General features: G+C 63.6%; 23 protein-coding genes. 8 read left to right on the top strand and 15 right to left on the bottom strand.

From position 1 onward, the window contains the following. Positions 1-92: 92 nt before the first annotated feature. The 3 genes from rplI to rpsF are packed head-to-tail and all read right to left on the bottom strand — an operon-like array spanning position 93 to position 1,376. Positions 93-677 carry a 50S ribosomal protein L9 gene (gene rplI, locus RT662_RS04815; protein ID WP_313669573.1) on the bottom strand — a complete coding sequence of 195 codons (585 nt, stop codon included), beginning with the start codon at positions 675-677 and terminating at the stop codon, positions 93-95. Positions 678-689: 12 nt separating this feature from the next. Then, entirely contained in the window at positions 690-914 is a 225-nt protein-coding gene (rpsR, locus tag RT662_RS04810) for a 30S ribosomal protein S18 (RefSeq protein WP_017666871.1), read from the bottom strand. 12 nt (positions 915-926) lie between these two features. Continuing rightward, a complete protein-coding gene (rpsF, locus tag RT662_RS04805) occupies positions 927-1,376 on the bottom strand; it encodes a 30S ribosomal protein S6 (RefSeq protein WP_273462478.1) in 450 nt (149 codons plus the stop codon). Positions 1,377-1,535: 159 nt separating this feature from the next. Here rpsF and RT662_RS04800 point away from each other — a divergent pair, with 159 nt between their 5' ends. The 3 genes from RT662_RS04800 (at position 1,536) to RT662_RS04790 (ending at position 3,704) form a co-directional block, all read left to right on the top strand. Beyond that, positions 1,536-2,444 (top strand): hypothetical protein, encoded by a 909-nt coding sequence (locus RT662_RS04800; protein WP_313669572.1) that lies wholly within the window; start codon positions 1,536-1,538, stop codon positions 2,442-2,444. Then, entirely contained in the window at positions 2,441-2,932 is a 492-nt protein-coding gene (locus RT662_RS04795; protein WP_313669571.1) for a gluconokinase, read from the top strand. The genes RT662_RS04800 and RT662_RS04795 overlap by 4 nt, the downstream gene beginning before the upstream one ends. A gap of 118 nt (positions 2,933-3,050) precedes the next feature. Continuing rightward, positions 3,051-3,704 carry a superoxide dismutase gene (locus RT662_RS04790; protein WP_313669570.1) on the top strand — a complete coding sequence of 218 codons (654 nt, stop codon included), beginning with the start codon at positions 3,051-3,053 and terminating at the stop codon, positions 3,702-3,704. Positions 3,705-3,826: 122 nt separating this feature from the next. Here the strand turns inward: RT662_RS04790 and RT662_RS04785 are convergent, their stop codons facing one another. Genes RT662_RS04785 through RT662_RS04770 form a run of 4 tightly spaced genes read right to left on the bottom strand, consistent with a single transcriptional unit; the run spans position 3,827 to position 8,971 of the window. Next, on the bottom strand, positions 3,827-4,153 hold the full coding sequence (locus RT662_RS04785; RefSeq protein WP_313669569.1) for a hypothetical protein: 327 nt from the start codon (positions 4,151-4,153) through the stop codon (positions 3,827-3,829). 33 nt (positions 4,154-4,186) lie between these two features. Continuing rightward, complete coding sequence (locus RT662_RS04780) at positions 4,187-7,024, bottom strand: caspase family protein (protein ID WP_313669568.1); 2,838 nt, start codon at positions 7,022-7,024, stop codon at positions 4,187-4,189. A gap of 58 nt (positions 7,025-7,082) precedes the next feature. Beyond that, the gene (locus RT662_RS04775) at positions 7,083-7,433 is read right to left on the bottom strand and encodes a hypothetical protein (protein WP_313669567.1); all 351 of its coding nucleotides are present in this window, start codon (positions 7,431-7,433) and stop codon (positions 7,083-7,085) included. Beyond that, a complete protein-coding gene (locus RT662_RS04770; RefSeq protein WP_313669566.1) occupies positions 7,430-8,971 on the bottom strand; it encodes a 2-isopropylmalate synthase in 1,542 nt (513 codons plus the stop codon). The genes RT662_RS04775 and RT662_RS04770 overlap by 4 nt, the downstream gene beginning before the upstream one ends. 221 nt (positions 8,972-9,192) lie before the next feature. Here RT662_RS04770 and RT662_RS04765 point away from each other — a divergent pair, with 221 nt between their 5' ends. Beyond that, positions 9,193-9,657: a DUF2721 domain-containing protein gene (locus tag RT662_RS04765; RefSeq protein WP_313669565.1), complete on the top strand. Its 465-nt coding sequence runs from the start codon at positions 9,193-9,195 to the stop codon at positions 9,655-9,657. An 83-nt stretch (positions 9,658-9,740) separates the two neighbouring features. On the opposite strand, the gene ilvC is transcribed toward RT662_RS04765, so the two are convergent. The 6 genes from ilvC to miaA form a co-directional block, all read right to left on the bottom strand. Further along, positions 9,741-10,760, bottom strand: a complete 1,020-nt coding sequence (gene ilvC, locus RT662_RS04760) for a ketol-acid reductoisomerase (RefSeq protein WP_313669574.1) — start codon at positions 10,758-10,760, stop codon at positions 9,741-9,743. Between the two features lie 42 nt (positions 10,761-10,802). Further along, positions 10,803-11,312, bottom strand: coding sequence for an acetolactate synthase small subunit (gene ilvN, locus RT662_RS04755; RefSeq protein WP_313669564.1), 510 nt, complete (start codon positions 11,310-11,312; stop codon positions 10,803-10,805). After that, a complete protein-coding gene (locus tag RT662_RS04750; RefSeq protein ID WP_313669563.1) occupies positions 11,312-13,060 on the bottom strand; it encodes an acetolactate synthase 3 large subunit in 1,749 nt (582 codons plus the stop codon). Before RT662_RS04750 ends, ilvN begins: the two co-directional genes overlap by 1 nt. A 224-nt stretch (positions 13,061-13,284) precedes the next feature. After that, complete coding sequence (locus RT662_RS04745; RefSeq protein ID WP_313669562.1) at positions 13,285-14,034, bottom strand: PEPxxWA-CTERM sorting domain-containing protein; 750 nt, start codon at positions 14,032-14,034, stop codon at positions 13,285-13,287. A 189-nt stretch (positions 14,035-14,223) separates the two neighbouring features. Beyond that, positions 14,224-14,511, bottom strand: a complete 288-nt coding sequence (locus RT662_RS04740; RefSeq protein ID WP_313669561.1) for a hypothetical protein — start codon at positions 14,509-14,511, stop codon at positions 14,224-14,226. Between the two features lie 166 nt (positions 14,512-14,677). Further along, a complete protein-coding gene (miaA, locus tag RT662_RS04735) occupies positions 14,678-15,565 on the bottom strand; it encodes a tRNA (adenosine(37)-N6)-dimethylallyltransferase MiaA (RefSeq protein WP_313669560.1) in 888 nt (295 codons plus the stop codon). Between miaA and serB the strand changes: the two genes are divergently transcribed. Then, on the top strand, positions 15,549-16,439 hold the full coding sequence (gene serB / locus RT662_RS04730) for a phosphoserine phosphatase SerB (RefSeq protein ID WP_313669559.1): 891 nt from the start codon (positions 15,549-15,551) through the stop codon (positions 16,437-16,439). The genes miaA and serB overlap by 17 nt on opposite strands. Positions 16,440-16,518: 79 nt before the next feature. Beyond that, positions 16,519-16,983, top strand: coding sequence for an SAM-dependent methyltransferase (locus RT662_RS04725; protein WP_313669558.1), 465 nt, complete (start codon positions 16,519-16,521; stop codon positions 16,981-16,983). On the opposite strand, the gene RT662_RS04720 is transcribed toward RT662_RS04725, so the two are convergent. Next, positions 16,984-17,391 carry a DUF2177 family protein gene (locus tag RT662_RS04720; protein ID WP_313669557.1) on the bottom strand — a complete coding sequence of 136 codons (408 nt, stop codon included), beginning with the start codon at positions 17,389-17,391 and terminating at the stop codon, positions 16,984-16,986. Positions 17,392-17,529: 138 nt separating this feature from the next. Here RT662_RS04720 and RT662_RS04715 point away from each other — a divergent pair, with 138 nt between their 5' ends. Further along, complete coding sequence (locus RT662_RS04715; protein ID WP_313669556.1) at positions 17,530-18,162, top strand: lysophospholipid acyltransferase family protein; 633 nt, start codon at positions 17,530-17,532, stop codon at positions 18,160-18,162. A gap of 9 nt (positions 18,163-18,171) precedes the next feature. Continuing rightward, positions 18,172-18,966, top strand: coding sequence for a DUF1295 domain-containing protein (locus RT662_RS04710; protein WP_313669555.1), 795 nt, complete (start codon positions 18,172-18,174; stop codon positions 18,964-18,966). A 5-nt stretch (positions 18,967-18,971) separates the two neighbouring features. On the opposite strand, the gene RT662_RS04705 is transcribed toward RT662_RS04710, so the two are convergent. Beyond that, a partial coding sequence (locus tag RT662_RS04705; RefSeq protein WP_313669554.1) for a BBE domain-containing protein occupies positions 18,972-19,321 on the bottom strand: 350 nt, incomplete at its 5' end.

The following is a 19,321-nucleotide window of genomic DNA, read 5'->3' as shown; positions in this document are numbered from 1 at the left end:
GAACGGCTCCTTAGGGACTTGGGCCCGCGCGGGCAAGAAAAAGGGGCCGCAACCTTGCAGTTGCGACCCCGTTTTTCAGTGCATCAGGACGATCAGGCTTCTTCGGCCGGCTCTTCGTCCATCGGCAGGGTGCCGGGTTCGGCGTTCGGATCAAAGGCTTCGGTGAAGCCCGCTTCCTCGCGCTCGGCGGTGGCAGCAATGTCCACACCCTTGGCCTGCAGTTCGGCTTCTTCGGCCGAACGGGCAATGTTGACCTTGACCAGCACCACGACTTCCGGGTGCAGCGCGACCTTCACGTCGTGCACGCCCAGGGTCTTGATCGGCTTGTCGAGCACGATCTGGTTCTTGTTGGCCTTGTGACCACCGTTGGTCAGCGCTTCGGCCAGATCGCGGGCGGCGACCGAACCGTAAAGCTGGCCGGTGCCCGACGCGGCGCGGATCATCACCACGCTGGCGCCTTCGATCTCGCGCGATTCCGAGCGGGCGATATCGCGGCGCTTGGCATTATCGGCTTCGATGCGGGCACGATCGGTTTCAAACCGGGCCTTGTTGGCTTCCGTAGCGCGCAGCGCCTTGCCGCGCGGCAGGAGGAAGTTGCGGGCAAAACCCGGCTTCACATTGACGACGTCGCCAATGGTGCCGAGCTTTTCAACGCGTTCAAGCAGGATGACATGCATGTGCGTTGCTCCTCACTTCACCAGGTAGGGCAGCAGGCCCAGATGGCGGGCGCGCTTGATGGCCTTGGCCAGCTCGCGCTGCTTCTTGGCGGACACGGCGGTGATGCGCGCCGGAACGATCTTGCCACGTTCAGAAACGAAGCCCTGCAACAGGCGCACGTCCTTGTAATCGATGGCGGGGGCATTCGGGCCCGCGAAGGGGCACGACTTGCGGCGGCGGAAAAACGGACGTCCCATCTGATCCCTCCCTTAAGCGCGCGGTTCGCGGCGCGGGCGTTCGCCGCGGTCACCACGCGGGGCACCGCCGTCACGATCGCCGCGACCTTCACGGTCACCACGGCCTTCACGACCGCCTTCGCGGCCACCTTCACGGTCACCGCCACGGCGGGTCATCGCCGACGGTTCGGCCGACAGCGCGTCGACACGGATGGTCATGGAACGGATGATATCTTCGTTCAGGCCAACCTGGCGCTCCATTTCGGCCACGGCGGAAGCCGGGGCGTCGATGTTGAGCATCACATAATGGGCCTTGCGGTTCTTGGCGATGCGATAGGCCAGCGTGCGCAGGCCCCAATATTCGCTGCCTGCAACCTGGCCCTTACCTTCGACAAGAACCTTGGTGAAGCCTTCCGTCAGCGTCTCAACCTGCGCAGTGGTCAGGTCCTGACGCGCCAGGAAGACATGCTCGTAAAACGGCATTTCTCTCTCCTCGTGCCGATCGTTGACGGGGCCCAATGCCCACGCCCCTCCGGCTGGCGTCTATCGTCGCGCAGGGCAGGCCCGGCACGGCGAAGCGGCGCGTATGGCGCAGGCCCCCGGCGATTGCAAGCGATTCCCCTATATGAGACAAGCAACGCCATGCTCTCGCTTTATGCTTTGTTGCTCGTCGCCGCTGCGCCTGAAGAGGCAATGATCGTCGAAAACTCCCGGCTGCGTGCCGAGCAGGTGCGGGTGCAGACCGGCAGCTATGCCAAGGCCGGGCTGCCGCCCAATCCGGATTTTGGCCAGTTCGCGCGCTGGCGCGGCCCTGTGTGCATCAGCGTACGCGGAATCCCCGATGCGGCGCTGGCTGATCGGGTGAAGGCGCGCATCGCGGCCGCCGCCGGCGACGCCGCGCTGCCGGCCGACAAGCCGGGCTGCAAACCCAATCTCACCGTCGCCTTCACCGATGATGCCCGCAGGCTGGTGGGGATGGTGAAGGCCCGCAAACGCTCGGCGCTGCCGCCGTTCGAGCCCCGGCTGTTCGCCGCGCTCGACAGCGCAACCCTGCCAGTGCGCTGGTGGCACGTGCTGGGCCCGGCCGGTTCCGGCGGTGGCAGCAGCGCGCCCGATGCCGGCGCACTGGCCAGCGCAACGACCAATGGCGTGCCACTGGGAAATGTGCTGCCGGCCGGCCCCAATGCGGTGGGCACCAACAGCTTTAGCGCCAGCCTGATCGATACCAACCTGTCGGTGTGGGCGCGGGCCGGCGTGGCGGTGGTGGATGTCAACCTGGCCACCGGCGTTTCGCTCGATGCGCTGGCCGACTATATTGCGCTGGTGATGATCGCGCCGATGCGGCTGCCGGCAGGCGATCCCGGCGTGCCCTCCGTGCTCACCCTGTTCCAGCCGGGCAGCACCGTCACCGGCCTGACCAGCTGGGATCGCGCCTTCATCAAGGGCCTGTATCGCATCCAGATGAACCGGTCGGCCCAGCGCCAGCGCCAGCAACTATTGAGCGCCATGACCCGCGAACTGGTGACCGGCGCGCCACCGGAACCCCGGTGAAGCCACTCATCGTCGTTGGCGGCGTCGCCGGCTGCGGCAAGACCACGCTGGCCACCGCCTTGGCGCAAGCGCTGGGCGTGGCGTTCCGCGATGGCGATGATCTGCACCCGACCGCCAACAAGGCAAAAATGGCTGCCGGACACCCCCTCACCGATGAAGATCGCGCGCCGTGGCTGGCCGCCTGTGCGGCGCAGCTGGCAGCGTGGGGCGATGCTGGCGGGGTGATCAGCGCATCGGCCCTCAAACGCGCCTATCGCGACACGCTCTACGCCGCCCACCCGGCCGTACGCTATGTGCTGATCCGCATCACGCCGGAGCTGGCCACCGCCCGCGCTGCCGCCCGCCCCGGCCATTTCTGGCCCGCCAGCCTGACGCTGAGCCAGTTCGCCATCCTGGAGGAACCCGGTGCCGACGAGCCGGCGCTGCAGGTGGAGGCGATATGGCCGACCGATCAGCAAGTGGCCGCGGTGCAGGGGTTTCTGCGGTAGCGCTGCCAGGCCGTGGGTGGATTCCGGGCCTGCTGCACGCGGTGGGCAGCGCATAGCCTCCCCGCTTCCCCTTGATCGCGCCCGTCCCACCTTTGGGCGGGGCCCGGAGTTGAAACCCATGTTCCTGCTGCCCCCATTGCCCTACGCCCATGATGCGCTTGCCCCGGTAATCTCGGCACGCACGCTGCACCATCATCACGAAAAACATCATGGCGGCTATGTGAAGGCGCTGAACGCGCTGCTGGAAGCCGTGGAGATCGTGCCCGACACGCTGGAAGCCGTGATCGCGGCGGCCGGCAAATCCCGCAACCGGGTGCTGTTCAACAATGCCGCCCAGGCCCGCAACCACAGTTTCTTCTGGGATGCCATGACCGACACACCGGCGCCGCCCACCGGTGATCTGGCAGCGGCGATCACGGCCCAGATGGGCGGATTGGCCGATCTGAAAGCCGAATTCGTGGCGGCAGGTGTCGCGCAGTTCGGATCAGGCTGGGTGTGGCTGGTTTCCGATGCCACCGGCGGCCTGGCCATCACGGTGAGCCATGATGCCGAAGATTGGCGCGGCGAAACCAAATCGACCCCGCTGATTGTCTGCGATGTGTGGGAACACGCCTATTATCTGGATCATCAGGAAAACCGGAAAGGCTTTCTGGAAGCCTGGTTCGATGCGCTGCCCAATTGGGCCTTTGCCGGCGAGCAGTATGCGGCAGCCCAGGGCCGGGGGGAGAAATGGAAGCATGCGCCCAGCGTGCCGGCGCGCGAGGACGCATGATTAGCGCAGGCTCACCAGCCCACAGGTGAGCGCGCACTGATTGATGGAGCAAGTGGCGGGCGCAAACAGCGTGTGGATGCTGTCCATCGCGCCCGCCAACAAGCCGGCCCATCCGGGCCACATCACCTTTGCTGCACGCCGCGCAAGGTTACCCCTGTCCACAGCACCTCATAACTGTTCATCCTGTACAATACCGGCTTCTGTTGTTTTGGCAGCGGCGCCTTGCTCGTTCGCACGAGCCTGACACCGCGCGAATTTGTCGTCGACCCACCACCACGGCGCATCTCTTCGGTGATCTCAGCAAAGTTGTCGGCCGTGTAGTCGAACCAATTATCCAACGTCAGATCATTATCTTTATCAAAATCTGCTGGCCCGCCGGTTGCGGTCAACCCACGGCTCAGCACTGCAGTCAGCAGACCCATTTTCAGGCTTCCCACCTCAACGGCCACATCGTCCGGCTGTGTGGCCGCCAATATCCAGATTTACTTGTCGTACGCCAATTGCCCAAGACCATGACCGCCGACCGGGCCGGGAGTGAAATCCGTAGTGCCCACGATGGCGCCGGCATAGCAGGCATCGATGATCATCGCGATGTTGCGCGCTGTCATGGCGCGCAGCACGACGGTAAGATCGGCGGTTGAAACCGTGGAGCCCGCAACAGTATCCCCGCCCGTTGGCCATTGGACATCGGTTGGGATCAGCGAGAAATTGCCCTTCTTGTCGGCAAAACCGTGGCCGGAAAAGCTGATGAAGACGATATCATCGGCCGTAGCGGCAGCCAATTTCGAATGGTCGTGTCCTGATTTCTGCAACTGAATCCGATGTCGGGGCGATGCATCGCCGGCCAATATCGACAGCGCCGCCAGAATGTCGTCCCGGCTGACCTGAACCGCCTGGCCATTGGGCGGCCTTTTTGTGATCAATTTGGTCCGCATCATTCTGAATCCGGGGATCGCCCCCAGCGTGCTGCTGATCACATGGGCATCATTGACGGCATAACTCAAATCCAGCCGAGGAGCCGAATAATTGTCCACGCCGATACTGAGCACAAAAGCCCGCGCCACTCGCTTTGCGGTCGGGGGCGGCTTCCAGCCGTTCTTTAATTTGAACGTCTCTGATTTCACCCGGTCGGCGTTGAAAGCATAGGCTGCAAAATAGGGGAAGGTACCATCGGTCGGCACTTGAACGCGCTGTTTCCAGGTCAGGGTTGATCCTGAGCGTGTCGCTTTGATCACATTCGCAGCCCGCCATTCCGCCAGCGATTCAGTCGGATCACCATAGCTCACGTTGGGATTCACCGCGACTTCGCGGCCTTCCATCAAGAGCTTCGCACTATAGGCACCCGAATTCTGTCCATTCGGGCCAATGGTCTCAGTGATCTTAACCGTTACGTCGGCCAATCCCGGCCCGGCACTCTGCACATCGGTGATTTCCACGTTCGGCAGCAGAAAATTCCGTTTCTCGGCCAGCGATGGAATGGGCTTCAGCTTCTGTGCGCAGTTGTCTTCGTTGATGCAGTCAAGCATCTTCGAAGCCAAGTCCGGAACATATAGTTCGAGCAGGAACGACTGCGAAGGCAACGCTGTGAAAGGTTCTGGTGCAAACGACCATGCACCACCGCCACGCAAGACCGTTTGCGCGCCCGGGTCGTAGTGGCCCTCGGGCGTCCATGTGGCATCGATCCCAAAGGTCACCAGCTCTTTGCCAGTGCGGATATTCCAAAACCGCAATTCGTTGGTGTGCGATATTGACCAAAGCACCTTGGAATCTGTCAAGAACCCCGCCGCCAGGGCGCCGTCAAACTCCAAAGCCGGCAGCACCTGGCCAGACTCTAGGTCTGCGCGCGCAATCCGGTCCTCAACCGGCCCCAACACCAGCAACTGCCTGCCATCGCTGACCAGGCCATTGGCTGCCACAGCCCCAACCGGGTAGCTGCGCATCATGCTTGAGCCACTGGCACCACCAGGCAGATCAAGAGGCCACTCATCAACACGGCTCGTGCTGGCCAGCCACACCTTGCCGCCATCCGGCGAAAACATCGCTGTATGGACGTCGGTGTTGGCCAGGATACGCTCAGCGGTCTTGTCGCCGGTCCGGGCATCGACGATTGCTGCCGATAACCGCCTGTTGCTCAGCCGCGACACCACCAGCAAGTGATCACGGCGCGGGCTGGCGGCAATGATCCTGATATGGGCACCGGCCGGCAGCTGAAACGCGGACAATTCCTGCCAAAGCCCATCCTTTAACCGTGCCAATGACCGGTCGGAGCCCACGCCTCGACGGCAATTGGCCAACCCTGCGCCAACGATGTTGCCATCGGGCAACGGCGTTACGAAACAACGTGCCGAATATCGCGCCAAAACTGGCGCCTTTGTTTCATCACTTGCGGGCTGTCCAGCTTGTGCATCGATCAAGAGCACATCTGGCGGCACGCCCATTGGTGCATTGTTCAGTGGATCGTCATAAGCCGACCAAGGCAAGACCAGGTACTGATTAGCGTTTCGCCAACGCAGCTTGCCATAACTGTTATCCAATTCGTGAATACGGCCATCATCGTCCCAAACAATTATGCTGACATGTTTATCACCAAGTGTCGCCAAGCGCTTGCCATCAGGTGACATCGCAGCGTCTACAAAGGTGCTGACGGATCTTGCGTAACCCCCGCCTGGCACCGGTCGACCAAGCAATTCAAAGTCAGAGTGTTTACGCTCTATCTGCAGGCGACCATCTGGGGAACGCGGCAACGGCGGCAGAACCCGTGCCTCTTCGGCACGCGTTTGGGCTGGAACAGGCTCCACTCCGAGGGCTGGATCCTGCAAGGCGTCAAACACGGCAGCACGCGCCAAGACGTTTTCCCGCACACTATTCATTGTTGGAAATACGCGCGGCGGCGCAAGCCTCACGCGCCGGCTCGCCACGTCCACCAGATATGACCGTCCGCGCCGCACGCTCGGGCGCGCCGGATCCAGCATCTCGCCATCCAACCGCAGGCTTTGGCCATCTGGCAACAGCGTTGCCTGATGCAGATAAAGGGTTTCCGTGGCCGACCGGGCGTCGCTTGGTAGCCGCACCCGATCGATGATCCGCCTCTTCTCCATTTCCCAGACCAGAAGTTCACGCGCGCCGCCATTGGCTGTGAAAAGGATGCGGCTGTCGGTCGACCAAGCCGCCACTTCAATCCCGCGGCTGACGTACGATTGCGCCATAAAGCGCGGTGGCGTTTCTGTGTTGGGCGCCGTTCCCTTCACCGGTTGCGCCGTCACCGCACCGGCGAACCACGCCATCAGAAAGTGCAAGACCAAGGCATGGGCAATGCGCATACTGAATTCCCCTATAACCAAGGCTTGCATGGTGGTGAAAGTCAGTCAACACCGCCGCTTACAGCCGTTGGCGCATCACCTGGATCAGCGATTTCAGGTCGGGAATATCGGTGAAATCCGCCGCGCTCACCAGTTGCCGCATCTCGCCAGCATCAGCCACCGCGATCAGCGGCAGCGGCCAATCGGCGGCGTGGGGGAAGGCGGCGCGGAAATCCGGGCGGTGGTGGAAGATCACTTCCATGCCCACCCCATCCAGAAAGCGCCGCCATTCGCCACGCATGCTGAGCAACCCATAGGTGAGCGCGCACAACTTGCAGGGATAGGTGGCGGGCGCGAACAGCTTGTGCAAACTGTCCATCGCGCCCGCCAGCAGCCCGGCGTTGGCGTTGTAGACGATGACCAGCTTCACCCCGCCGCGCTGAGCGCCGACTTGCCGCGCTTCACGATCAGCTTGTTGAGCGCGTTCACATAGGCTCGCGCGCTCGCCACCAGCGTATCGGTGTGGGCGCCGGTGCCGCGCACGGTGCGGCCATGTTCAGCCAGCACCACGCTCACTTCGGCCTGGGCATCGGTGCCAGCGGTGACGGCGTGGACCTGATAGAGGTTCAGCACGGCATCATCGTGGGGTACCAGCTTGCGGATGGCGTTGAACAGCGCATCCACCGGGCCGTTGCCGCGCGTTGCCGCCGTCACTTCCTCGCCGTCGATGCTGAGCGTCAGGATCGCCCGCTGTGGCCCATTGCTGCCGCAATAAACCTCGACCTCGACCACCTGAATCCGGTCATGCCCGCGCAGCACTTCATCATCCACCAGCGCGACGATATCCTCGTCGAACACCTGCTTCTTGGCGTCGGCCAGATCCTTGAAGCGCTTGAAGGCATCGCCGAACTCGTTGTCCGACAGGTCATAGCCCATTTCGGCCAGCTTTGACCGGAATGCGGCACGGCCGCTGTGCTTGCCCAGCACCAGATTGGTGGCGCCCTGGCCCACGCTATCGGGCGTCATGATCTCGTAGGTGGACGAATCCTTCAGCATGCCATCCTGGTGGATGCCGCTTTCATGCGCGAAGGCATTGGCGCCCACGATCGCCTTGTTGGCCTGCACCTGCATGCCGGTGACGCCGCTCACCAGCCGGCTGGCGCGGGTGATTTCGGTGCTCACGATGCCGGTCTGATAGGGCATCACATCCTGCCGCACCTTCAGCGCCATGGCGATTTCTTCCACGGCGGCATTGCCAGCGCGTTCGCCGATGCCGTTGACCGTGGCTTCCACCTGCCGCGCACCGGCCATGATGGCGCTCAGCGTGTTGGCCACGGCCAGGCCCAGATCATTGTGGCAATGGGTGGAGAAGATCGCCTGATCGGCGTTGGGCACGCGGGTGATGACGTCGCGGAACATGGCACCATAGGTGGCCGGCGTCGCATAACCCACGGTGTCGGGCAGGTTGATGGTCGTGGCACCAGCGTTGATCGCGGTTTCCACCGCCCGGCACAGGAAATCCGGATCCGACCGCGTCGCATCTTCGGCCGACCATTCGACATCGCCGCACAAATTGCGGGCCAGGCTCACCGAGTGGCGGATCGCTTCGAGCACCTCTTCGGGCGACTTGTTCAGCTTCACCTTCATATGCAGCGGGCTGGTGGCGATGAAAGTGTGGATGCGCGGGTTGCGCGCACCCTTCAACGCGGCCCAGGCCCGTTCGATATCGGGCGCGGCGGCGCGGGCCAGGCTGGCAACGATGGCGGTGTCGCACATGTTGGCGACGGCCTGCACGGCTTCGAAATCGCCTTCGGATGCGATGGCAAAACCGGCTTCGATGACGTCCACGCCCAGCGCTTCCAATTGCGCTGCGACTTTCAGTTTCTCCTCGAGATTCATCGAGCAGCCGGGGGATTGTTCCCCGTCGCGCAAGGTGGTGTCGAAGATGCGGATACGATTGTTGGTCATGGCTCTGCCTGTCTGAACGCTGTGATGTGAAGTGTCAGGTTCATCCCCTCAAGGCGCGTGGCCGAGGGAACATGCCCAGCAGCCAGCGTCACGCCCGAGGGCGTGTAAGTCGCAGCGTAAGCAGGGCCGATTGGAAAGCCATGACACCGTCATAGCGTGAAGGAGGGCGGACGCGCAAGATGCCGCCTTGCTCTTGCCGCCATTGCGGGCATGAAGGCGGCATGGAAACCATCTTCTCCACAGCGACCATCGGGTCCGCCATCCAGAGCGCGCTGGCGCCGGTGTTCCTGCTCACCGCCATCGCCGGCATGCTCAACGTGATGGTGCAGCGCCTGTCGCGCGTTGTGGACCGCGCCCGCCATCTGGAAGCCCATATGGCCGACTATCCCGAACTGCGCCGCCGCATCGCCATGGACGATCTCACCGTTCTCGCCGGGCGGATGACAGCGGCCAACTGGGCGATTGCGCTGTGCATCCTGGCGGCGTTGCTGGTGTGCTGCGTGATCGTGCTGCTGTTTGTCGAACAACTCGCCGGCTTTCCCCTCAACGCCGCGATCGCGTGGCTGTTCATCGCTGCCACCCTGCTGCTGACCGGCGGGCTGAGCCTGTTCCTGTGGGAAGTGCAGCTGGCCCTGCGCAGCGTGCGCGGGCGCGCGGCCGAGATGATCAGGGAGCGTGGGGAATAGCGCCTGAAGGCGATTGCTCTCAAAAGGATTCGTCGCCCCGGACTTGATCCGGGGCGACGGGGATATTTTGCGGAGATGCCGCCTTAGTTGCGGGCCTTGTCCACCAGCTGGTTCTTCGCGATCCACGGCATCATCGCGCGCAGACGCGAGCCGACCTCCTCGATCGGATGCGCCTTGGCCGCGATGCGGCTGGCCTTCAGTTCCGGCTGGCCGGCGCGGTTGTCGAGGATGAAGTTCTTCACGAAGCGGCCGCCCTGAATATCGGCCAGCACGCGCTTCATCTCGGCCTTGGTTTCATCGGTGATGATGCGCGGCCCGGTGGTGATATCGCCATATTCAGCGGTGTTGCTGATCGAATAACGCATGTTGGCGATACCGCCTTCATACATCAGGTCCACGATCAGCTTCACTTCGTGCAGGCACTCGAAATAGGCCATTTCCGGGGCATAACCGGCTTCCACCAGCGTTTCGAACCCGGCCTGGATCAGGTGGGTGAGGCCGCCGCACAGCACGGCCTGTTCGCCGAACAGATCGGTTTCGCACTCTTCCTTGAAGGTGGTTTCGATCACGCCCGAACGGCCGCCGCCAACCGCCGACGCATAGGACAGCGCGATATCATGCGCGTTGCCGCTGGCATCCTGGTGGATGGCGATCAGGCACGGCACGCCGCCGCCCTTCTGATATTCGCTGCGCACCGTGTGGCCCGGGCCCTTCGGCGCGATCATGAACACGTCGATATCGGCGCGCGGTTCGATCAGCTGGAAATGCACGTTGAGGCCGTGGGCAAACGCCAGCGCGGCGCCGGGCTTCATGTTGGCGGCCAGATCGTCGGCGTAGATGGCGGCCTGATGCTCGTCGGGCGCCAGCACCATGATCACATCGGCCCACGCCGCAGCGTCGGCATTGCTCAGCACCTTGAAGCCGGCGCCTTCCGCCTTCTTGGCGGTGGCCGAGCCGGCACGCAGCGCGATGGCCACTTCGCTCACACCAGAATCGCGCAGATTCTGGGCATGGGCATGGCCTTGGCTGCCATAGCCAACGATGGCGACCTTCTTGCCCTTGATCAGGCCGACATCGGCATCGGCATCATAATAAACGCGCATCTTCATTTCCCTTGTGTGGCCCCGCAGCAGCGGAGCGAATGATCAAACGGCCTCCGCCCCGCGGGCGATGGCGACAACCCCGGTGCGGGCGACCTCGACAAGGCCCACCTCCCGCATCAGCGCGATGAACTGGTTCACCTTCTCGGATGATCCCGACACTTCGAACACGAAGCTCGTCGTACTGGTATCCACGGGCCGGGCGCGGAAAATGTCGGCCAGGCGCAGCGCCTCGACGCGCTTGTCACCGGTGCCCGCCACCTTCACCAGCGCCATCTCGCGCTCCACATGCGGGCCGTATTCGGTCAGATCGATCACCCGGTGCACCGGCACCAGCCGATCAAGCTGGGCCATGATCTGATCGATCACCGGCGGCGGGCCACTGGTGACGACAGTGATGCGGCTGACCGCATGATCATCCGAAACATCGGCCACGGTCAGGCTTTCGATATTATAGCCGCGCGCCGAGAACAGACCGACGATGCGAGCGAGCACGCCGGCCTCGTTATCGACGAGGATCGACAGCGTGTGCCGTTCAGAGGGGAGATGTTTCATCACACCAGCGCCTTCGCATCGTCATCGGCCTCGCCGCGCTCATCGGCGGCGCTCAGGATCATGTCGGTATGCGACGCCCCTGACGGGATCATCGGGAAGCAGTTGGCCAGTTTCGCCACACGGCAATCGACGATCACCGGTCCGGGGTGATCGATCATCGCCTGAATGCCGGCGTCAAGATCGTCCGGCCCTTCGATGGTGATGCCTTTCCAGCCATAGGCCTGCGCCAGCATCACGAAGTCCGGCAGGCTGTCCGAATAGCTTTCGGAATAGCGGCCGCCATGGTTCAGTTCCTGCCACTGGCGGACCATCCCCATATACTCGTTGTTGATGATGAACACCTTCACCGGCAGGCGATATTGCGTCGCGGTGCCCAGTTCCTGGATGTTCATCTGGATGCTGGCTTCGCCGGCGATATCGATCACCAGTGCGCCCGGGAACGCCAGTTGCGCGCCGATGGCCGCCGGCAGGCCATAACCCATGGTGCCGAGGCCGCCGCTGGTCAGCCACTTGTTCGGCTCGTGGAAACCGAAATGCTGCGCTGCCCACATCTGGTGCTGGCCGACTTCGGTGGAAATGATCGGCTTTTTCGCCTTCGTCATCTCATAAAGGCGCTGGATCGCCTTCTGCGGCAGCAGTGCCTCGCCCTTCTGTTCGAAGCCGAAGCTGTTGCGCGCGCGCCAGCCCTTGATCTGCTCCCACCACGCCTTCTGATCCGCCGCGCGATGACCGCGCGCGCGCCAGACCTTGAGCATATCCTCCATCACGCTGCCGACATCGCCCTGGATGGTCAGATCCACGCGCACCGTCTTGTTGAAGCTGGAGCGATCGATATCGACATGAATCTTGCGGCTGGTCGGGCTGAACGCGTCCAGTCGGCCGGTCACGCGATCATCAAAACGCGCGCCAAGGCAGACCATCAGGTCGCACTTGTTCATCGCCATATTGGCTTCATAGCTGCCGTGCATGCCCAGCATGCCCAGGAACTGCGGGTGATCATCGGGCAGCGTGCCAAGGCCCATGAGCGTGCTCGTCACCGGCGCACCGCAGGCCTTGGCCAGTTCACGCAGCAACTGGCTGGCCACCGGGCCGGAGTTGATGATGCCACCGCCGGTATAGAGGATCGGGCGTTCCGCAGCCGCCAGCATGTCCACCGCCGCCTCGATGGCGGCGAGATCGCCCTTCACCTGCGGCTTGTAGGTCTTGTGCGCGATCACGCCCGGCTTGGTGTAGCCGGCCTTCATGATCTGGACGTCCTTGGGGATATCGATCACCACCGGGCCGGGACGGCCGGAGCGGGCGATATAGAAGGCTTCGTGCAGGACGGGGCCGAGCTTGGCCGTCTCCTTCACCAGATAATTATGTTTGGAACAGTGGCGCGTGATGCCCACCGTGTCGCATTCCTGAAAGGCATCGGTGCCGATCAGATGCGTCGGCACCTGGCCGGTGAGCACCACCAGCGGCACCGAATCCATCAGCGCATCGGTGATGCCGGTGACGGCATTGGTGGCGCCGGGGCCAGAGGTGACGAGCACCACGCCCACCTTGCCGCTGCTGCGCGCATAGCCTTCGGCGGCATGCACGGCGGCCTGTTCATGGCGGACGAGAATATGGCGGATGCGGTTCTGCTTGAACAGTGCATCATAAATTGGCAGCACAGCGCCGCCGGGATAGCCAAACACCACCTCCACCCCCAGATCGGTGAGGGCCTGCACAACGATGTCGGCGCCGGTCATTTCCGTGCCCATAGTCCATATCCCAAGCAAGACGGCCGCACATCAGCGGCCGGATGCTGTTATGGGAAGGAAAATGGCAGGTCAACCGCTTTTTGCGTAATTAAAATACGAAATGGCGGTGATTGGCGCAATTCTAGAATTGCTGATGACGCTTCGACCTTCGGGAAACAAAAAATGGGGCCCGGCGCGTGCCAGGCCCCATCTTCTGTACCGGCATGCCGACCCGATGGCAGTGCTCAGGCGGCGACGACCGTTTTGCGCCGACGCGCGGCCAGACCGACAAAGCCGAAGCCGAGCAGCAGCAGCGCCCAGCTCGACGGTTCGGGCACGACCGTCGGGGTCGGCGGGATGATGATGGTCGCCGGATCGGTGGTCTGCACCGCAAAGGCGCGATCGATCACGATGTCCTTCGATGCACCGCCCAGGTTCGAATTGAAAACGAAGGCCGTGGTGTAATAGCCGGCCCGCGTGATCTGGCCGACGCCCGAGATATTCACCCAGGTGCGGCCGGGGGCGCCCGCGATGATCGCGGTGGCCGCCACCGGGGCACCGATGATCGTGGCCTGGAAGCTTGAATTGCCCGGATTGGCGAGGCCGTTGGCGGTCAGGAAATAGCTGAAGCCCAGACGGTAGTTGCCGACACGCAGATAGGTGAGCTGCGAGATGGTTTCGTTCACCGAAAGATCGCCAACGAAATAGGCGGCCTTGCCGCCAACCGCATCGGGGCTGGCCGAAACAGAGTTGTCGGCAAACACACTCTCGCCAAATGCGCCATTGGGATAGCTCGCAGTGCTGTCGTAGTTGATGACACTGGCCGGCGCGTTGCTTGGCACATTGGACTTGGTCCACTGCAGGAAGCCGCCCGTGCCAACCGCACCCGATTCGAAACTGCCGTTCTTGATGAGGTTGGTCACCGCTGCAGCCGGAGCAGCGAACGAAGCCGCAGCCAGCGCCACCGCAGCGACGGCGAGATTCTTGAAGTGCATCTGAAAAAAACTCCTGGAAACCATGATCCGGCGACCAACAATGCATGCAGCCACGCACTGAAAGACGCCGTTCACCAGTCCGGATGCAACGACCGTGCCAACAACCTCAATTGTACAATATCAATGGGTTAAATGGTAAATCATCCATTAACTGTAAGATGTGCCGACAGTCCCACACTGCACCGGCAATCAGGATACAACTTCCGGCAACCCGCTCTTGCGGCGACCGAACACGGCGCCCAGCACCAGCAAACCCAGCAGCCCGGCAACGATCGGCCCGGTGTCGCCACTTTCCGTCAGGCCGGCCGCATTGGCGCCCGCATCATCCTGATCAATCTTGGAGCAGGCCGGATTCTGAGCCGGGCAAGATGCAGGCGCCGCCGCGCGTTCGGGGGGCGCCAGATTCACCATTTGGGTCGCGGTAGCCGGCTGCGCCAGCGCCATCAGCACACCCAGGAAAAACGCACGCTTCACCATCACTGTCCCCACCGCGAAACCAACGCGCTTTTACTTCATTGCACCGCAACATGACGGTCGCATGACATTGCGGACCCCGATAGGGGCGAAATGTCCACTATTAGTTACAGGCAGTTACGGCGTGCGATAGGCCGTGGTTGCAGCGGAACAAAGCCCCACGCGCAGTTCAGGCTGGAAAGGCGCGCTGCCAGTCCGGGAACTGATTGCGCGCCCAGGTCTGCTGGCGCTTCTGATATTGGCGGGTGGCGATCAGCGCCTGCGCCATCGCGTCGTCGATGCTGCAACGTCCGGCCAGATGCGCCGCCAATTGCGGCACTGCCAGCGCCTTCATCACCGGCACATCGGCGGGCAGCTCCAGCGCCAGCAGCGCCGCCACCTCGTCGCGCGCTCCAGCCGCCAGCATGGCCGCCAGCCGCTGCTCGGCCCGCGCGTTCAGTTCGGCACGCGGGCGATCGACGATGATGCCCTGCACCGCCGCCACCCCGAGCCCGCCATCGCGGCGCTGCTGCCAATCGGCCAGCGTGCGCCCAGTCGAACGCACCACCTCCAGCGCGCGCAGGGTGCGCTGCCGATCAGCCGGCATCAGGCGAGCCGCAGCGCCGCGGTCTTCCGTCTCCAGCGCGGCGCGGGCGCGGGTGGTATCGAGCGCGCGCACGGCGGCGCGCACCTGTTCGTCAATCGCCGGCACCGGAGCCAGGCCGTGCACAAGTGCCGTCAGATACATGCCGGTGCCGCCGACGATGATCGGCTGCCGGCCCGCAGCGCGGGCCGATGCAATCTCCGCCTTGGCGAGTTCCACCCAGCGCGCCACGCTGCACACATCATCGCCGGCCAGCACGCCATAAAGCCGGTGCAGCACGGCCGCTTCCTCCGCCGCGGTTGGCCGTGCCGAAACGATGGCGAGATCGCGATACAACTGACTGGCATCGGCATTGATGATCACGCCGTTCACCCGCGCTGCCAGTTTCAGCGCCAGCGCAGACTTGCCCCCGGCCGTTGGCCCTGTCAGGACGGTGACCCGTTCAGGATCGAGAGAAATGGCAGACGCGCTCATCATCACCCTGGTTGCCGAAGGCGCCTTGTCGCCCGGCGACGCTTCTGCGGCAAGCGATGTCGTGCGCGGCATCGGCGCCGAAATCGTCGCCCAAAGCTGGCTGGAAGCGGGCGACGCGTATGACATCCTCGCCCGCGGTGATGCCCCCGCCATTCGCGCTGCGCTGGAAGACGCCCTGCCCGCCGTTGACGTGGTGGTGCAATCCGGCGCCACGCCACGCCGCAAGAAACTGATCGTGGCCGACATGGATTCAACCATGATCGCCTGCGAATGCATCGACGAACTGGCCGATTATGCCGGCCTCAAGGCCGAAGTCGCCGCCATCACTGAAGCGGCCATGCGCGGCGAGCTGGATTTTGCGGGCGCCTTGAAGGCCCGCGTGGCGCTGCTGAAGGGCCTGCCCGTCGCCACGCTCGACCAGTGCCGCGAGGAGCGCGTGCGGCTGAACCCCGGTGCGCGGCAGTTGGTGCAGACGATGACGGCCAACGGCGCGCGCTCGCTGCTCGTCTCCGGCGGCTTCATGCCGTTTGCGGTGCCGGTGGCGCGCCAGATCGGTTTTGCCCGCGTGCTGGCCAACCGACTGGACACAGATGGTGACGTGCTGGCCGGCACCGTGCCCGAACCCATCGTCGATGCGGCCGCCAAGAAGGCCCTGCTCGAAGCCGACGGCACACCGATGAGCGCCGCGCTGGCGGTGGGCGACGGCGCCAACGACATTCCGATGATCCAGGCCGCCAGTGCCGCCGGCGGCCTGGGCATCGCCTATCACGCCAAGCCGAAGGCCGCTGCCGCTGCCCAGGCCCATGTTCGCCATGGCGATCTCACCGTTCTGCTGCGCGCGCAGGGCTATCGCCGGGCCAACTGGGTGGCCTGATCTGCAGGGCTGCCATGCGCGAGCGGGGCTGGCCAGAGCGATGACACCGGCTACACTCCCCTCAGCCAGGAGAGCAGCCATGTCGGTCTTCACCCTTGCCCCCATCGGCCATGTTGCTGGCGGTCGCGCCGAAGCCATTGATGATGAGTGGGGCAACAGCCGCGCCGTTATCCGTCTTGATCCCGAACGCTTCACCGACGAAGCGCTGCTTGGCCTCGAGGCCTTCAGCCACGCCGAGATCATCTTTCTGTTCGATCAGGTCAGCGACGATCAGATCACCACCGGCGCCCGCCGTCCGCGCGGCAACCCCGATTGGCCGCGCGTCGGCATCTTTGCCCAGCGCGGGAAGAACCGGCCCAACCGGCTGGGCATCAGCATCTGCCGCATTGTGGCCGTCGATGGCCTGGAACTGGCGGTGGAGGGGCTGGACGCCATCGACGGCACGCCGGTGCTCGACATCAAGCCGGTGATGGCGGGCTTTCAGCCGCGTGGGGAGATGCGCGAACCTGATTGGGCCCGCGCAATCATGGCCGGCTATTGGTGATCAGGCCGGGAACAGCTTCGAAGTGAGCCACGTGCCGGCCGCTGCCGTACCGCCGGTCAACACCGTGCCCCAGATCAGATCGAGCACGGTCACCTTCAGGCTCCACACTTTCAGCGTCGCATAGTTGGTGAGATCATAGGTCGCGTAACAGATGAACCCCAGCACCGCGCCCTGCAGCGCCGCGCGTGCCACGCCTTCGGTCAGTCCCGGCCACACGGCGAAATAGACGATGCCGCCGATATAGATGGCATAGAAGATCATCGCCGGCGTGAGGCGGAAGCCGTTTTCCATCATCACTTCGCCGATTTCCGGCTTGTACAGGCGCGGCGCCATGTTGATCAGCCACACCGCATCAATGGCGGCAAAGGCAACAAGTGTAAGGCCATAGGCGGCAAGCATCTTGATCATGGCGCCCGCCATAGCCGCGCAGCGCCAAATTGACACCCCATTTGACAGCATCCCCCCCCATCCGCGATGCTGTGTCGCTGCCAATGCAGCAAAAGAGCGGCAAGCCGGGGTAACGGCTGTCCAATCCGGGGGAGCATCATGCACGGCGAGACGAAGAGCGGACTGTCGCGAGTGCTGGAATGGCTGATCGTGCGCTTCTATCTCGCCATGGGCTGGAAATCGGTCGCCATCCGGCCGATCCCGCGCAAGGCGGTGATCATCGCGGCCCCGCACACATCCAATTGGGATTTCATCTATTATATCGGGCTCACCCGCGATCTGGGCATCGAAACGAGCTTCATGGCCAAACGCCAGCTGTTCCGCTGGCCGCTGGGCCGCTTCATGCGCGAAATGGGCGGGGTAGAGGTAAACCGCGAAAAGGGCGGCAATTATGTCCAGTCGATGATCGACGAATTCAACCGGCGCGACGATTTCCTGCTCACCATCGCACCCGAAGGCACGCGCAAATCGGTGGGCCAGTGGAAAACCGGTTTCTACCATATCGCGGTGGGCGCGCAGGTGCCGCTGATCGTGGGCATGATGGATTATGCCAGGAAAACCGGCGGGCTGGCGCTGGCCTTCATGCCCACCGGCGATTATGGCGCCGATATGGCGCGGGTGGAGGAATTCTACCGCTCCACCACCCCGAAACACCCTGGCAAAGCGATGAAATCGATCATGGCCGCCAGTGTGCAACCCACCGAACCCTCCACCATCGACAAGGCGGCCTGAGTTTCTCCCATGCTGATCAATCTTGGTATTACCCTCGCCGCTGTCGTTGGCTTGATGGGCCTGTGTTGGCGGTACAGCGTTTCCATCCGCGATGTTTCGTTCATCGATGCCATCTGGGCCTATGGCATGGTGTTTGCCGTGGCGGTGGCAGCAGTCCTGAACGGTGGCCCGGCTGGGCCGGCTGGTTGGACACTGATCGTGCTGGTCGGCCTGTGGGGGCTGCGGCTGGGCACGCACCTCATCACCCGCTGGCGCCGGCTGGGCCGCGATCCGCGTTATGAGAAGATCCTGGGCCACGCCATGGAGAAACAGGGCATGAGCTTTGCCAAGGCGGCCTGGTTCCGGGCGTTCGGCATGCAGGGGCCGCTGCTGTGGGGCGTGTCGCTGCCCGCCCAGGCCGGCGTGCTCGCCGATGGCGGCGCGCCGTTGCCGCTGTGGGGTGTGGCCGGAGCCGCCATCGCGCTGATCGGCATCGCCTTCGAAAGCATCGGCGACGCGCAACTGGAAGCCTTCCGCGCCGATCCGGCCAGCAAGGGCCAGGTGATGGACAAGGGTCTGTGGCGCTACACCCGCCACCCCAATTATTTCGGCGACTTCACCGCCTGGTGGGGCATCTTCATCGTCGGCATCGCCGCCGGTGCGCCGTGGTGGACGGTTGTGGGACCGGTGTTCCTCAGCTTCACCCTCACCCGCTGGTCCGGCGCGCCGTTGCTGGAACACAGCCTGAAAAAGCGCCGGCCGGGCTATGAAGACTATATCCGTCGCACGTCGGGTTTCTTCCCGCTGCCGCCCAAGCGCGGCTGACCGGTTCAGGCCGACCGCGCCGGCAGGATATTCTGGTTGGACCGGAACAGATTGTCTGGGTCAAAGCGGGCCTTGATGGCCGCCAGCCGGGGATGGTTGACGCCATAGACTTCGCGGAGGCGATCGGGCGAACTGGGCGGCAAATAGTTCACATAGGCCCGGCGCGCCCACGGCCGCAGCGCGGCGCCATGTTCGTTCACCCAATTCACGGCCCGGTCCCGATCTTCCGGGCGGTGCCATTCGGCCGAGATCATGCTGCTCAACCCGGTGCCGCGCAGCGGATAGGCGGTTTCGGTCATGCCGATGCGCGCCGCCTTGCCGTTGGAAAGCCCCATCAGGATGGCGCCAAAGCCGC

This window comes from Sandarakinorhabdus sp. (genome assembly GCF_032115815.1).
GTDB lineage: Bacteria > Pseudomonadota > Alphaproteobacteria > Sphingomonadales > Sphingomonadaceae > Sandarakinorhabdus.
Note: the sequence above shows the minus strand (reverse complement) of the source record. Positions and strands in the feature narration are given on the sequence as shown.